The organism is Ruegeria sp. BG6 (genome assembly GCF_056538465.1).
Genome location: NZ_JBQFTB010000001.1, coordinates 339,023 through 353,781 on the forward strand (window position 1 = coordinate 339,023; position 14,759 = coordinate 353,781).

Below are 14,759 nucleotides of genomic sequence, written 5' to 3' on the forward strand. Positions count from 1 at the left end.
CACGCGGGGCTTTCCCTTGGGCTGAATCCGTGCAATAGGGTCGCCGTCAAACGGGGTTTTGCATGGGGTTAGCAAATGCAGATTCGTGAGGCACTCACCTTTGACGATGTTCTTCTGGTTCCGGGGGCATCCAGTGTCCTTCCTGCGACGGCGGATACAACCACGCGTGTGACGCGCAACATCAGCATGAACATCCCATTGCTCAGTTCGGCCATGGACACCGTGACCGAGGCGCGTATGGCCATTGCAATGGCACAGGCGGGCGGAATTGGCGTCATTCACAAGAATCTGTCGGTCGAGGAACAGTCCCGCGAAGTTCGGCGCGTCAAACGGTTTGAATCCGGCATTGTGTACAACCCCGTAACCCTTCGGGCGGATCAGACGCTTGCGGATGCCAAGGCGTTGGTCCAGCGCTACAATTTCACCGGATTTCCGGTAGTCGATGGCGATGGCCGCGTTGTTGGTATCGTGACCAACCGCGACATGCGGTTTGCCACGTCCGAGGACACTCCGATTCACATGATGATGACATCGGACAATCTGGCCATGCTGAAAGAGCCTGCGGACCTGGAAGAGGCCAAGAGCCTTATGCGTGCGCGCCGGATCGAGAAGCTTCTGGTTGTTGATGGCAGTGGAAAGCTGACGGGTCTTTTGACACTGAAAGACACCGAGCAGGCTGTTCTGAACCCCACGGCGTGCAAGGATCATCTGGGTCGCCTGCGGGTTGCAGCCGCAACTTCGGTCGGAGATGCGGGTTTCGAGCGTTCCGGAGAGCTGATTGACTCGGGCGCGGACATCATCGTCGTAGATACGGCGCATGGGCATTCACAGGGCGTTCTTGATGCCGTTAAACGCGTCAAGGCCCTGTCGAATGAAGTCCAGATTATCGCGGGAAATGTCGCGACAGGTGAGGCAACCAAGGCACTGATCGACGCGGGGGCCGATGCCATCAAGGTTGGGATCGGTCCGGGATCCATCTGCACGACACGGATGGTCGCAGGTGTCGGCGTGCCGCAGTTGACGGCCATCATGGATTGTGCCGCCGCCGCTGGCGAGGTTCCGGTGATCGCAGATGGCGGTATCAAGTTTTCCGGCGATTTCGCAAAGGCGATTGCAGCCGGCGCATCCTGCGCCATGGTCGGTTCGATGATTGCAGGTACCGACGAAAGCCCCGGCGAGGTGATCCTGTACCAGGGACGCTCTTTCAAATCCTATCGGGGGATGGGCAGCCTTGGTGCAATGGCACGTGGTTCAGCCGACCGGTATTTCCAGAAGGACGCCGCCAACGACAAATTGGTGCCTGAAGGGATTGAGGGGCAGGTGCCCTACAAAGGGTCAGCCAGCGCTGTTGTGCATCAGCTTGTGGGCGGGCTGCGTGCCGCAATGGGCTATACCGGATGTGCTTCGGTTGAAGAAATGCGCCGCAACTGCACCTTTGTAAAAATTACTGGCGCGGGGCTGAAGGAAAGCCACGTTCACGACGTCCAGATCACGCGTGAAAGCCCGAATTACCGCGTTATGTAATTGCGATGGTTCAACCAGTGGCGCCCTTTACCGGGCGCCGTTTTGGTTTTTTCGATGATCTGTTCCGACCATTCGTTTGACGACGGAGTTGCCTTATGACCCCTGCCGCCCGCATTCAGGCCGCCATCGAAATACTGGATGAGATTCTGGATGGCGCATCGGTCGAAAAAGCATTGACCGGATGGGCCCGGCGCAGCAGGTTTGCAGGCTCGAAAGATCGGGCAGGGGTGCGGGATCACGTGTTTGACGGCCTGCGCTGCAAGCGATCGTTTTCGGCACTGGGCGGATCTCAAACCGGTCGGGGTCTGATGATCGGGTCGGCGCGTGCCAAGGGCGAGGATATCGCCGGGTTGTTTTCGGGTGCACGCCATGCACCGCCCCCTGTTGCCGAACACGAGACAAGCCGGGCTTTTTCCTCGAAAGCTGAGGAGTTTGACATCCCGGAATGGCTTTGGCCAAAGTTCAGCGCGTCTTTGGGTGAGGATGCAATTCCAGCCGCCCACGCCCTGCAGTCCCGTGCCCCCGTTCAATTGCGTGTTAATCTCGTCAAGTCCGATGTGACTGAGGCTGTTCGAGTGCTTGTGTCGGACGACATCCTGACCAGACCGCACCCGGCCTGCGACACTGCGCTTGAGGTGATCGAGGGTGCCCGCAGAATCTCGCAAAGCCGGGCGTTTGCGTCCGGGATGGTCGAATTGCAGGATGCCGCGAGTCAGGCAGTCGCCGCATCAATCGACCTTGAACCCGGAATGCGCGTACTGGACTATTGCGCCGGCGGCGGGGGAAAAGCACTGGCATTGGCGGCCCGGCCCGGAGTTCAGGTTTATGCCCATGATATCAACGAAGCCCGGATGCAGGATATTCCAACACGGGCAGAACGGGCAGGGGTCAACGTCGAGCGACTGTCCGCTGACGACATCCTGCGGCAAGCCCCATTTGACGTCGTCTTGGCGGACGCACCATGTTCCGGCAGCGGATCTTGGCGCAGGGCACCGGCTGGAAAATGGGCGTTGACCGAAGCAAAGTTGCAGGATCTTTGCGTCATTCAAGCACAAATACTCGAGCAGATTTCACAACTGACCCATTCAGGCGGGCTGCTGGCTTATGCGACGTGTTCTATGCTTGTCGACGAAAACGAGGCAATTGTGAACGCGTTTCAGACAATGCACCCGGATTGGCGCCTAGCGTTTCAGAAGTCATGGCAGGTGACACACGGAACGGATGGGTTTTTTACAGCACACTTGACGCGACAAGAAACGGACCATTAACAACCAAAACGAGAGAGTCCTGCATTGATGTTATGTTAAGCGGGAATTAACCGTATTGGGTCCGTCATACTCGGTATCCAACATTCCGAGTCGTTTATGTCTGACACCACTGAGTTTTTTCCTGATCCTTCCGTTCGTCACACACCTTACGTATCGCGCCTTTTGGCGCTGGCCTTGTTTGCGCTGGGATTGTGCTTTGCACCGTTTCTAAACGCGATTCCGTCTGAATGGTCGATTGGGTTGATTGTTGTTGGCGGATCTTTGGCAGCTGCTGGAAGTATTGTCGTGTTTCGCGGGCAGTTGGCGGACAGGTGCGCAAGAAACGCAAAATCCGTTATGGCGGCGTTTGTTGCAAAGGACTTGTCCCCATGTCTGATCGCGGACAGTCAGGGTAATATTCAGATCATCAACCAGGCAGCCGTCAGGCGGTTTGGTGCAACGCAGGGGCAGCGTCTCGACCATTGTCTGCGATCTGTCTTTGCCAACCCCGCAGCACTCTTGTTGCGGCTGCAATCGAAGGTCGCCCAAAATGGCCGTGCGCGCGAGGATGCCGTGACGCTGGGTTCGACCATCCCTGTCAGCGTTTTTGGCTTTGGCAATGGGTTGTACTGTTGGCGGTTCGGATTGGACGAAAGCTCGCGTTGGGAAGGTTTGGATATTCCAGTTCTGACGGAAGGTAGAAACGGATCCGTTCTGCAAGCCAATAGCGCTGCGCAGGCACTGTTGGGGGGACAACCCGAAACGTTGGATCAGGCCATTGCCGGTGACGTTCCCGAGCCGGGCAGCATTCTGCAGATCAAGACAGGTGAGGGCGCTGTCCCTGGAACGTTTGTTCAGGTTTCGCGATCGGGTATGGTGCGCGATCTTTCCCTTTTGCCGCTGAAAATCGCGCCCAAAAGCCGGACCCGGATGACATTCTCGGATTTGCCTGTGCCGGTTCTTTGTCTCTCTCCTGACGGATGCATTCTTGAAGCCAACATATTGGCCAACAAACTGATCGGAGATATTGAGCCCGGTGTGACCAATGTCGTCGCAATCATGCAGGGGCTGGGGCAGCCGGTTCCCGATTGGCTGTCACGCACGGTCGCCGGTGAGGATGGCCCGCGTTCCGAGTTCCTGAAACTGACGCGGAAGGACAAGGATATCTTTATCCAGGTTACACTTAGCCGTGTCCTGCATGAAGGGCAGGTTTGCCTGATTGCGGTTCTGAACGACGCGACCGAACTGAAGACGCTTGAAGCCCAGTTTGTGCAGGGACAAAAGATGCAGGCGGTCGGACAACTGGCCGGTGGCGTTGCGCATGACTTCAACAACCTTCTGACGGCGATCTCGGGTCACTGTGACTTGCTGTTACTGAGGCACGATCAGAATGATCCGAACTACGGTGATCTTGTTCAGATCAACCAGAACGCCAATCGCGCTGCGGCGCTTGTCAGCCAGTTGTTGGCATTTTCCCGCAAACAAACCCTCAGACCCGAAGCGTTGGATCTGCGCGACACGATTTCCGATCTCATCCATCTTCTGAACCGTCTTGTCGGGGAAAAAATCCGATTGACGCTCAGCCATGATCCGGTGCTCAAGCCAGTTCGGGCGGACAAGCGGCAGCTTGAGCAGGTGTTCATGAACCTGGTGGTCAATGCGCGGGACGCGATGCCCGAAGGCGGTGAAATCCGGATTGAAACCGAGGTCATCGAGATGGCCCAGCCGCTTAAGCGGGACCGGGCGACCGTTCCGCCGGGTGAGTATGTGACGGTCAAGGTGATCGACAGCGGTGTCGGAATTGCAGCGGACAAGCTGCAAAAGGTTTTTGAGCCGTTTTACACAACCAAAAGAACTGGCGAAGGCACCGGGTTGGGCCTGTCGACTGTTTACGGAATCGTAAAACAGACCGGCGGCTTCATCTTTGTCGACAGTGCCCAGGGCTTCGGAACCGAGTTCGCTGTATTTCTGCCGGTTTCGGTGGCCCCGGCTGAGCCAGTGCCAGCGCAGCAGGATAGTCGGATTCCGCAAAATGCAAAACAGGGTGACGGAGTCGTCTTGCTGGTCGAGGACGAAGCGCCCGTTCGCGCTTTTGCCACGCGCGCATTGAGGTTGAAGGGGTACAAGGTGCTTGAAGCGGATTCCGGAGAAGAGGCTTTGCGCCTGCTCGAAGATTCCACTCTGAAAGTCGACGCATTCGTAACCGATGTCGTCATGCCGGGATTGGACGGTCCGACGTGGGTGCGCAAAGCGATGGAAACCCGGCCCGATGTCAGCGTGATCTTCATGTCAGGTTATACCGAAGGCGCGTTCAGCGGTTCAGGTCCCGAAATCGCCAGATCGACCTTCCTGCCCAAGCCGTTTTCGTTGAATCAGTTGACTGAAGCGGTCTTCCAGCAACTGAATTGAACGACTTAGAGCGCGGAGTCATGCAGGGCGAACTCGGCGCCATGTATGTTGCGGAACATCTGTTCGGTTTCTTCTGACAGGGCCAGGTCGTCAGGAGGAGACACATTCTCCCACTGCAGATCAATTTTGACGCTCAGACGGTCCTGAAGAAAGTCCAGAATTTTGTCCTGATGCTCGTATTTGAAAACGTGACGTGCGCCGAAACCATTGCTGCGGGTGCGAAAGAACTGGCTTTGACTGCCGACATCCGCAAACTCAGGTCGCGGAACTTGCATGTAGGCTTGCACGAACTCATCAAAAGTCAGGCCACGTGTTGAGTGCGGATGACCAACGCGATCTTGGCGGCTGCGAAACCTGTACCAACTGCCCATCCAATCTACGGGTTCGCGTACAACGGCCATGATTTCCATCTCGGTATCGTACACTTTACGAAAAATGTTCTGAAAAAAGCGATCGTACCGGCGAACGGGCGCATGCTTGAGTTCAGGCGGGCCAGTGACGACGATATCCGCATGATCCCGGAGGGCGGTGTGGTAGGCGGTGCTGCCGGTTTTGGGGACAGACAAAAAAGCCAGTCGTTCTTTATAAAAAACAAGCATTTACCCGCGTCCTTCTTGCGTTCGGCTTTGACGCAGATTGGCGTAAATGGATCTTTAACACAATTCCGGAAAAGTGAGTTACATAAGTTTTTGTTGAAATGTTCTACTTTTGGTCTCATAAGGAACAAGAGGCGAACAAAGCAGCGATTGCCGCCCGTTCAAGGGTGTGACAAAAGGGAAAGCGACAGGACAATGGCGGATCTTCTGACGATGAGCGACAAGAAAAACGCAGACAAGCAAAAGGCGCTGGACAGCGCCCTGGCCCAGATCGAACGCCAGTTCGGCAAAGGTTCGATCATGAAGCTGGGCGAAGACGCCAGGCAGGACATCGAAGCAAGCTCAACCGGATCGCTGGGATTGGACATCGCGTTGGGTATTGGCGGTCTTCCGATGGGCCGGATCGTGGAAATCTACGGCCCGGAAAGCTCGGGCAAGACCACGCTGACCCTTCACTGCATTGCCGAACAGCAAAAGCGCGGTGGTGTTTGTGCGTTTGTGGATGCCGAACACGCGCTGGATCCGCAATATGCCCGTAAGCTGGGCGTCGATCTTGATGAATTGCTGATCTCGCAGCCTGACACCGGCGAGCAGGCGCTTGAGATCACCGATACGCTGGTGCGATCCGGGGCCGTGAACATGGTTGTCGTCGATTCGGTTGCGGCACTGACGCCGAAATCGGAACTCGAAGGCGACATGGGCGACAGCAGTGTCGGCGTGCAGGCCCGCCTGATGAGCCAGGCAATGCGTAAACTGACAGGCTCGATCAGTCGTTCGAAGTGCATGGTGATCTTCATCAACCAGATCCGGATGAAGATCGGCGTCATGTTTGGCAGTCCGGAAACCACCACTGGTGGTAACGCGCTGAAATTCTACAGCTCGGTCCGTCTGGATATTCGCCGTATTGGCGCGATCAAGGATCGGGATGAAGTGGTTGGCAACCAGACCCGCGTCAAGGTCGTGAAGAACAAGGTGGCGCCGCCCTTCAAGCAGGTTGAATTCGACATCATGTATGGCGAAGGCATCAGCAAGATGGGCGAGTTGCTGGACCTCGGCGTCAAAGCCGGTGTGGTCGAGAAGTCGGGTTCGTGGTTCAGCTACGGCGACGAACGGATCGGGCAGGGCCGAGAAAACGCCAAGCAGTTCCTGCGTGACAACGCCCGTGTGGCCCTGGATATCGAGGATAAGATACGGGCGGCTCACGGCTTGGATTTCGAAATGCCCCCCAATGCGGACGAGGATGATATACTCGAAGCGTAATCGTCGCGCCGGAGCGAACGACAGAAATCCCACGGTTCCTTTCAGAAGGATGTAGAAAGCACGGAACAGGGCGGTCCTCCAGGGTCGTCTTGTTTCGTTCCGCCAAACCAATGCTGTGGACACTGCGAGGGCACGGGGCTAAACCTTCGCAGACCAAGATGATTGCGCGCTGAGAGAGCCTTATGCCCACGCTGAACGATATCCGATCCACCTTCCTGAACTACTTTGCAAAACAGGGGCACGAAGTGGTGGCATCCAGCCCGCTGGTCCCACGAAACGACCCGACACTGATGTTTGTCAACTCGGGCATGGTGCAGTTCAAAAACCTGTTCACCGGAGTTGAAACTCGCGACTATCAGCGTGCCACAACTGCGCAGAAATGTGTGCGTGCGGGCGGCAAGCACAACGATCTGGACAATGTGGGATACACCGCGCGGCATCACACGTTCTTTGAGATGCTTGGGAATTTTTCATTCGGCGATTACTTCAAGAATGATGCAATCCCGTTTGCATGGGAGTTGATCACCAAGGAATTCGGGATCGACAAAAGCCGTTTGCTGACCACGGTGTATCACACCGATGATGAGGCGTTCGAAATCTGGAAAAAGGTTGGTGTGCCCGAAGACCGGATAATCCGCATCGCAACCAATGACAACTTCTGGCAGATGGGGCCGACTGGCCCGTGCGGCCCGTGCACCGAGATTTTCTATGATCATGGCGATCATATCTGGGGCGGTCCTCCGGGTTCGGCCGAGGAAGATGGAGACCGGTTCATCGAAATCTGGAACATCGTTTTCATGCAGAACGAACAGTTCGAAGATGGCTCGATGGTTAAACTCGACATGCAGTCGATCGACACCGGCATGGGGCTGGAACGGATTGGTGCGCTTCTGCAGGGCAGCCACGATAACTATGACACCGACTTGTTCAAGACGCTGATCGAAGCGTCCGCGGAGGCAACCGGCGTGGATCCGTACGGTGACCAGAACGTGCATCACCGCGTTATCGCGGATCACCTGCGGTCAACCTCGTTCCTGATTGCCGATGGCGTAATGCCTTCAAACGACGGGCGTGGCTATGTTCTGCGCCGAATTATGCGCCGGGCCATGCGGCATGCCCATCTGGTGGGTGCCAAGGACCCGGTTATGCACCGCCTTGTGCCTACGCTGGTCCAACTGATGGGCGCGCAATACACCGAACTGGGGCAGGCGCAATCGCTGATCGAGGAATCTTTGCTGCTTGAAGAAACCCGTTTCAAGCAAACTCTGGACCGCGGATTGAAGTTGCTGGACGACGAGATGTCCGGACTGCCTGAAGGCGCGCCGCTGCCCGGCGATGCGGCGTTCAAACTGTATGACACCTATGGCTTTCCACTGGACCTGACGCAGGACGCGCTGCGCGAAAAGGGTCGGACAGTCGATACCGACGGTTTCGATGCGGCCATGGCCGAACAGAAGGCCAAGGCGCGCGCCGCCTGGGCCGGGTCCGGAGAATCGGCGGATCAGGCTGTCTGGTTCGATGTTCTCGATGCTGCCGGGGTCACGGATTTCCTGGGATACGACACCGAAAAGGCCGAAGGTCAGATCGCTGCGCTGATTGTTGATGGTTCATTGGTCGACACCATCGGGCAGGGCGGCAGCGGCTGGGTCGTTGTAAACCAGACGCCATTCTATGGCGAGGCCGGTGGCCAGGTCGGCGACACGGGCGAAATTCGCCGTCTGGAGGACCGTGATGATGTGGCGTTTGTCGAAGACACCAGAAAATTCGCCGACGGTAAAGTTTACGCCCACAAGGTGACCGTGGATCAAGGTACGCTTTCCAAGGGCGACGCAGTCGAACTTGAGGTCGATCACGTCCGCCGCACGGCAATTCGCGCGAACCATTCGGCCACGCACCTGCTGCATGAGGCTTTGCGCGAAACGCTGGGCGATCATGTGGCGCAGCGCGGCTCGCTTAACGCAGCGGATCGTCTGCGGTTCGACTTCAGCCATTCCAAGGCTCTGACACTGGAAGAGGTTAAGAAAGTCGAACGAGAGGTGAATGATTTCATTCGCCAAAACTCGGCCGTTGAAACCCGGATCATGACGCCCGACGATGCGCGCGAACTTGGCGCGCAGGCATTGTTCGGCGAAAAATATGGTGATGAAGTCCGCGTGGTGTCGATGGGCAAAGCGCCGACTGGCAAAGGCAGCGACGGGGAAACCTGGTCGATCGAACTGTGTGGCGGAACGCATGTGCGCCAGACTGGGGACATCGGCACATTCGTTGTGCTTGGTGACAGTGCCAGTAGTGCGGGTGTACGCCGGATCGAAGCCCTGACCGGGGATGAAGCGTTCCGATATCTGTCGGCACAGGATCACCGCGTCGCCCAGATCGCGTTGGAACTGAAGGCTCAGCCTGACGATGTTGTGGGGCGTGTGAAGTCCCTGCTGGATGAACGAAAGTCCTTGCAAAATGAGGTCGCTCAGTTGCGCCGTGATCTTGCCATGGCTGGTCCTTCGACCGGCGGTGGCGCAGAGGCCAAGCAGGTGAACGGCGTCAAATTCCTGGCTCAGGCCTTGAGCGGCGTTTCCGGGAAAGATCTTCCGTCCCTCATAGACGAACACAAAAGCCGCCTCGGGTCAGGGGCGGTGCTGCTTATCGCCGACGCCGGCGGCAAGGCGGCCGTCGCGGCTGGTGTCACGCCAGATCTGACGGATCGGGTCTCCGCAGTCGACTTGGTGCGGGCTGCCGTGGCTGAACTGGGCGGAAAGGGCGGCGGTGGCCGTCCGGATATGGCGCAGGGCGGAGGCAAGGACGCCTCGAATTCGGATGCGGCGATCAAGGCTGCGGAACAGGTATTGGGAGGATAAAATGGCTGCACTCTGGATTGCGCACGTAACAGTGACTGATGCCGAGGCATATGGAAAATACGCCGAGTTGGCCGGCCCAGCCATCGCCAAGCACGGGGGTGAGTTTATTGCCCGTGCTGCGCGTTACGTTCAACTGGAAGGCAAAGAGCGTCCTCGCAATGTTGTCGCCCGCTTCCCGTCACTAGAATCAGCGGTCGAGTGCTACAACTCGGACGACTACCAGCAAGCGCTGAATCATGCCCGTGAGGCGAGCGAGCGCGAGCTGGTTGTGGTTGAAATCACTGAGTAACTGTCAGGTTACAAAGCTCGTTTTGTAGATTTCTCTAGGATACGGCGACAGATCGGCAATCTTCAGCCTATGTCACAATCCATTTCAAAAGCGCGGCCCGCCTATGCGGGTTGCGCTTTTTTAGTTAATAATAACAATGCCTTAAACATATGGAGTCGCGCAGTCTTAAGGGTTTCGCGCCGCAATTGTGACCGCGCCATCTAATTTCTAGCGCGAAAAAGTCAGATTGAAGATCGAATTTTCGCCCTTTTTTCTGTCCAATTTTTTAAAGTGATTGCCCAAGCTGGGATGTTCGCAGGTCGTTTCGCAAGACGGAGTGCGGCCCTGTTTAATGCGCGATCGTGCAAAAAACACAGGATTGGGGTGTAGGAATGTCACTATTTATTACACTTGCGAAGCGCTTCCGCACCAGAGTTTTCCCAATATCGGTGGGCGTCACGACCGTTTGCATCTTGAGTATCTGCACGTTTATCGCGGCCCCGACAGCACACGCATCCGAGGGCGGCTTTATTCCAAGTGTCGCATCTTCACCGCCACCTTCCGGCGCCATCAATCTTTGCAGTCAATACAATTGGGCCTGTGTAGGAAAACGTTCTGTATCCATGTCCAGTCAACAGGAATTGAAGGTTGTGGAGCAGGTTAATCGGCGCGTGAATAACTCGACCCGCGAAGTGACCGATCAGTCCCAGTATAACACCCGCGAGAGATGGGCACTGCCAACGGCAAGAGGCGGTGATTGCGAAGACTTCGCCTTGCTAAAGAAAAGAGATTTGATCCACGCAGGGGTAGACCCAAGCAAACTGTTAATCGCTACAGTATTGGACAGACGCCGGGGGCCGCATGCAGTTCTGGTTTATCGTTCAGCCAACGGCGATTTGGTATTGGACAACCTCACAAACCGGATCAAGCACTGGACAGCGACGCGGTACCTGTTTCTTCGCATGCAGGACCCAAAACGACCTAGCCACTGGGTGGGTGTTTACGGTCATAGCTGAGCCCAACGCATCGTATTTGAGTTGTGAGAAACGTTGCATGGGTGCAAATTCTTTGCACCCATGTTTTTCAGGTAGGTTTCAAAACACGAAGAGCTACGTGTGCGCTGCTAACTGCGCTATCTAGGATCAAACCCGGACGTCTGGCCGTAACTTCCGTGGTTCCTCAAGTTGGCTCTTCTTCACCGCCTGGTTCTTCACCACCCGGCTCTTCACCACCTGGCTCTTCACCACCGGGCTGCTCGCCACCGGGCTGTTCACCACCGGGTTGTTCACCACCTGGCTGTTCACCACCGGGTTGTTCACCACCTGGCTGTTCACCACCGGGTTGTTCACCACCTGGCTGCTCACCGCCGGGCTGTTCACCACCCGGCTGCTCACCACCGGGCTGTTCACCACCGGGAGTTCCTCCTCCTGTGGTTTCTGGACCACCACTTGGACCGGTCGCTTCAACTCCGCCGCCCGAGTTTTCTCCGCCGGGAGTACCGGTATCGCGGTTCTCATCTGGGTGACCGTCCCCGGATCTTTGATTTGAGGTTCCGGTAGACGCTGTTGGAAAATCCGTAAGCAGTGCAGCCAGAGGCGCACACTCAGCGCCAAGTCGTGCCAGGATCTTGTCGAAATCGGCGCGACGTTGGACATAACGTATCATTCTACTCGTAACCGCATCACATTCGCACAAGACTTGAGATGATGCGCCGGACTGGCGCGCAGTTTTTACGTCGCACACACCGGCAGCGAAAGACTCGTCAGCCGAAACGACTAAGAAAGCAGTCGCCACGAGGTAAATCGGAAAGTTGCGGGACAGGGTTCCCATGTTGTACTCCTTGGTACTTTTTACTCAACCATGCCGATCATATGCACCGACTCATTCAAGGCGTGTATGAAGAGCATCACACAATTGACGCAAATACACCTTGATAAAGACCAAACCACAAGATGTAGTTTGGGTGAGTGATTGCGAATTAATACAATTTAAGGGAGAGGCGTTATTTTTTTCAAAGGAAACCGGGCAATTTGCCCAGGTTTCCGCTTTTTAGTTTTAATCTTTGTTGGAAGCAAAAATGCCACACAATCGCCATTGTTTCCGTGTCGGACATGTGCAGCCTGCAGTTGATCAGGCTGATTTTGCCATACGTTTACGCTCATGCGGGTCCAGAAAACGCTTACGCAGGCGGACCGCGTTGGGGGTGACTTCGACCAGTTCGTCATCGTCGATATAGGCAATCGCCTCTTCCAGAGAAAACTGTACATGCGGCGTCAGACGCACGGCGTCGTCCGAACCGCTGGCGCGCACGTTGGTCAGCTTCTTGCCTTTCAGAGGGTTCACTTCCAGATCGTTATCGCGCGAATGCTCACCGATCACCATGCCCTGATACACGTCGGTCTGAGGAGCAACGAACATGCGGCCACGCTCTTCGAGGTTCCACAGCGCATAGGCGACTGCCTGGCCGTTTTCCATCGAGATCAGAACACCGGCGCGCCGGCCCGGGATAGGGCCTTTGTGTGCCGCCCAACCATGGAAGACGCGGTTCAAAACGCCGGTTCCACGCGTGTCGGTCAGGAATTCGCCATGATACCCGATGAGACCACGAGAGGGGACATGAGCAATGATGCGGGTTTTGCCTGCACCGGCAGGGCGCATCTCGACCAGTTCACCTTTACGTGCACCTGTTACCTTTTCGATTACGGCTCCGGAATATTCGTCATCCACATCGATGGTGACTTCTTCAACCGGCTCCAGCCGTTGTCCGTTTTCCTCGCGGAAAAGAACCTGCGGGCGCGAGATGCTGAGTTCGAACCCTTCACGTCGCATGTTCTCAATCAGAACGCCCATCTGCAATTCGCCGCGGCCTGCGACCTCGAAAGCTTCGCCGCCGGGCGTGTCGGTGACGCGAATGGCAACGTTGGACTCGGCTTCTTTCATGAGACGGTCGCGGATCACCCGAGACTGGACCTTTTTCCCGTCGCGTCCGGCAAGCGGAGAATCGTTGATCCCAAAGGTCACGGTGATGGTCGGCGGGTCGATCGGTTGTGCGGGCAGGGCCTCGTCAACCTGAGGCGACACCAGCGAGTCCGCCACCGTGGCCTTGCTCATGCCCGCGATGGTGACAATGTCGCCGGCTTCGGCCACATCGATCGGCTGCTGGCTCAGGCCGCGGAAGGCGAGAATTTTGGACGCGCGGAAGTTCTCGATCAATTTACCGTCCCGGCTGAGCGCCTTGAGGCTGTCGCCTGCCTTCAGCGTGCCACTTTCCACGCGACCGGTCAGGATGCGGCCGATGAAGGGGTCGCTGCCCAATGTGGTGGCGAGCATGCGGAAGGGCTCGTTTTTCTTCTCTGCCTGCTTTGGGGCAGGGACGTGATCGACAATTAGGTCGAACAGGGCGGTCAGGTCCTTGCGCGGCCCGTCCAGTTCCATGTCGGCCCAGCCCGAACGGCCCGAGGCATACATGGCCGGGAAATCCAGCTGGTCATCGTCGGCGCCAAGGTTGGCAAACAGGTCGAAGCATTCATCCAGAGCCCGGTCGGGTTCTGCATCCGGCTTATCAACCTTGTTCAGAACCACAATGGGACGCAGTCCCAGCGCCAGCGCCTTGGAAGTCACGAACTTGGTCTGCGGCATGGGTCCTTCGGCAGCGTCAACCAGCAGGACAACGCCATCCACCATGCTGAGGATACGCTCAACCTCGCCACCGAAATCGGCGTGGCCGGGGGTGTCGACGATGTTGATGCGCGTACCTTTCCATTCGACCGAGGTTGCTTTGGCCAGAATGGTGATGCCACGTTCGCGTTCCAGATCGTTGCTGTCCATGGCGCGTTCGGCTACGGCCTGGTTTTCCCGGAAAGCACCGGATTGTTTGAGCAGCTCATCCACCAGGGTCGTCTTGCCGTGGTCAACGTGAGCGATGATTGCGATATTGCGCAGGTCCATGAGAGGTCAGCCTTTGAACTGGAAGTTGTCGCGCGCATAACGCGGCGCGACAAAATATACCAGCCCTAACGCGCGTTCAGTGGCCTGCGGTCTTGGAAAACAGATGAATGATCAGGATTCCGGATAGAATAAAGGTCAATCCGATCACGGCTGGCCAGTCCAGCCTTTGGCCGAACACCACGAAGCCAATGATGGCGATCAAAAATATTCCAAGCCCAGACCAGATTGCGTAAACGACGCCAACCGGCATGAATTTCAGTGTCAGTGCCATGAAGTAAAAGGCGAACCCATAGCCCACAACAACCAGAACCGACGGCCAGAAGCGTGTAAACTGCTGGCTGGCCTGCAATGCTGTGGTTCCGATCGTCTCGGACAAAACGGCTACAAGAAGGAAGAGATAGGCTTTGGGCAATGGAAAACTCTCACAACGAATGTTCAGGTGTGCTTGAGCATAAAAACCTGTCAAACGGCAAGAATTTTCTGTCATGCGAGGCAACGACAGTAAGCGTCGGAAGGTGACCAAAGGTCAGGATTACCAGACTATTTGCAGAAGTCTGAATGTGATATGTCAGCTTTTGTATTAAGTTTAGTAGTTTGAAGAGTTTGTCATGACGAATTTTGCAAGAACCGTCATTATTTTATCGGTGTTGGTAGC

11 protein-coding genes are annotated in these 14,759 nt (G+C 56.4%); 7 read left to right on the forward strand and 4 right to left on the reverse strand.

Features of this window, described 5'->3' with window-relative positions; translation table 11 throughout:
- The first annotated feature begins 75 nt into the window (after positions 1 to 75).
- The 3 genes from guaB (at position 76) to ACR0JW_RS01705 (ending at position 5,180) form a co-directional block, all read left to right on the forward strand.
- A complete protein-coding gene (gene guaB, locus ACR0JW_RS01695) occupies positions 76 to 1,524 on the forward strand; it encodes an IMP dehydrogenase (RefSeq protein ID WP_170614984.1) in 1,449 nt (482 codons plus the stop codon).
- A gap of 95 nt (positions 1,525 to 1,619) precedes the next feature.
- The gene (locus ACR0JW_RS01700) at positions 1,620 to 2,792 is read left to right on the forward strand and encodes an RsmB/NOP family class I SAM-dependent RNA methyltransferase (RefSeq protein WP_480713525.1); all 1,173 of its coding nucleotides are present in this window, start codon (positions 1,620 to 1,622) and stop codon (positions 2,790 to 2,792) included.
- Between the two features lie 96 nt (positions 2,793 to 2,888).
- Positions 2,889 to 5,180, forward strand: coding sequence for an ATP-binding protein (locus tag ACR0JW_RS01705; protein WP_170677207.1), 2,292 nt, complete (start codon positions 2,889 to 2,891; stop codon positions 5,178 to 5,180).
- 5 nt (positions 5,181 to 5,185) lie between these two features.
- On the opposite strand, the gene ACR0JW_RS01710 is transcribed toward ACR0JW_RS01705, so the two are convergent.
- Positions 5,186 to 5,779, reverse strand: a complete 594-nt coding sequence (locus tag ACR0JW_RS01710) for a sulfotransferase family 2 domain-containing protein (protein ID WP_170677205.1) — start codon at positions 5,777 to 5,779, stop codon at positions 5,186 to 5,188.
- Positions 5,780 to 5,971: 192 nt separating this feature from the next.
- Here ACR0JW_RS01710 and recA point away from each other — a divergent pair, with 192 nt between their 5' ends.
- The 4 genes from recA (at position 5,972) to ACR0JW_RS01730 (ending at position 11,172) form a co-directional block, all read left to right on the forward strand.
- A complete protein-coding gene (recA, locus tag ACR0JW_RS01715; RefSeq protein WP_170614988.1) occupies positions 5,972 to 7,036 on the forward strand; it encodes a recombinase RecA in 1,065 nt (354 codons plus the stop codon).
- 182 nt (positions 7,037 to 7,218) lie between these two features.
- Positions 7,219 to 9,888, forward strand: coding sequence for an alanine--tRNA ligase (gene alaS, locus ACR0JW_RS01720; RefSeq protein ID WP_480713526.1), 2,670 nt, complete (start codon positions 7,219 to 7,221; stop codon positions 9,886 to 9,888).
- Position 9,889: 1 nt separating this feature from the next.
- Positions 9,890 to 10,177: a DUF1330 domain-containing protein gene (locus ACR0JW_RS01725; protein WP_170614990.1), complete on the forward strand. Its 288-nt coding sequence runs from the start codon at positions 9,890 to 9,892 to the stop codon at positions 10,175 to 10,177.
- A gap of 341 nt (positions 10,178 to 10,518) precedes the next feature.
- On the forward strand, positions 10,519 to 11,172 hold the full coding sequence (locus tag ACR0JW_RS01730; protein WP_480713527.1) for a transglutaminase-like cysteine peptidase: 654 nt from the start codon (positions 10,519 to 10,521) through the stop codon (positions 11,170 to 11,172).
- A 126-nt stretch (positions 11,173 to 11,298) separates the two neighbouring features.
- Here the strand turns inward: ACR0JW_RS01730 and ACR0JW_RS01735 are convergent, their stop codons facing one another.
- The 3 genes from ACR0JW_RS01735 to ACR0JW_RS01745 form a co-directional block, all read right to left on the reverse strand.
- Positions 11,299 to 11,811, reverse strand: a complete 513-nt coding sequence (locus ACR0JW_RS01735; protein ID WP_480713528.1) for a hypothetical protein — start codon at positions 11,809 to 11,811, stop codon at positions 11,299 to 11,301.
- A gap of 475 nt (positions 11,812 to 12,286) precedes the next feature.
- Positions 12,287 to 14,104 carry a translational GTPase TypA gene (gene typA / locus ACR0JW_RS01740; RefSeq protein WP_170614992.1) on the reverse strand — a complete coding sequence of 606 codons (1,818 nt, stop codon included), beginning with the start codon at positions 14,102 to 14,104 and terminating at the stop codon, positions 12,287 to 12,289.
- A gap of 76 nt (positions 14,105 to 14,180) precedes the next feature.
- Complete coding sequence (locus ACR0JW_RS01745; protein WP_321252898.1) at positions 14,181 to 14,516, reverse strand: DMT family transporter; 336 nt, start codon at positions 14,514 to 14,516, stop codon at positions 14,181 to 14,183.
- Positions 14,517 to 14,759: the final 243 nt, after the last annotated feature.

Coding starts and splice junctions, on each gene's coding strand:
- guaB (WP_170614984.1), top strand. CDS start 76: ATGCAGATTCGTGAGGCACTCACCTTTGACGATGTTCTTCTGGTTCCG.
- ACR0JW_RS01700 (WP_480713525.1), top strand. CDS start 1,620: ATGACCCCTGCCGCCCGCATTCAGGCCGCCATCGAAATACTGGATGAG.
- ACR0JW_RS01705 (WP_170677207.1), top strand. CDS start 2,889: ATGTCTGACACCACTGAGTTTTTTCCTGATCCTTCCGTTCGTCACACA.
- ACR0JW_RS01710 (WP_170677205.1), bottom strand. CDS start 5,779: ATGCTTGTTTTTTATAAAGAACGACTGGCTTTTTTGTCTGTCCCCAAA.
- recA (WP_170614988.1), top strand. CDS start 5,972: ATGGCGGATCTTCTGACGATGAGCGACAAGAAAAACGCAGACAAGCAA.
- alaS (WP_480713526.1), top strand. CDS start 7,219: ATGCCCACGCTGAACGATATCCGATCCACCTTCCTGAACTACTTTGCA.
- ACR0JW_RS01725 (WP_170614990.1), top strand. CDS start 9,890: ATGGCTGCACTCTGGATTGCGCACGTAACAGTGACTGATGCCGAGGCA.
- ACR0JW_RS01735 (WP_480713528.1), bottom strand. CDS start 11,811: ATGTCCAACGTCGCGCCGATTTCGACAAGATCCTGGCACGACTTGGCG.
- typA (WP_170614992.1), bottom strand. CDS start 14,104: ATGGACCTGCGCAATATCGCAATCATCGCTCACGTTGACCACGGCAAG.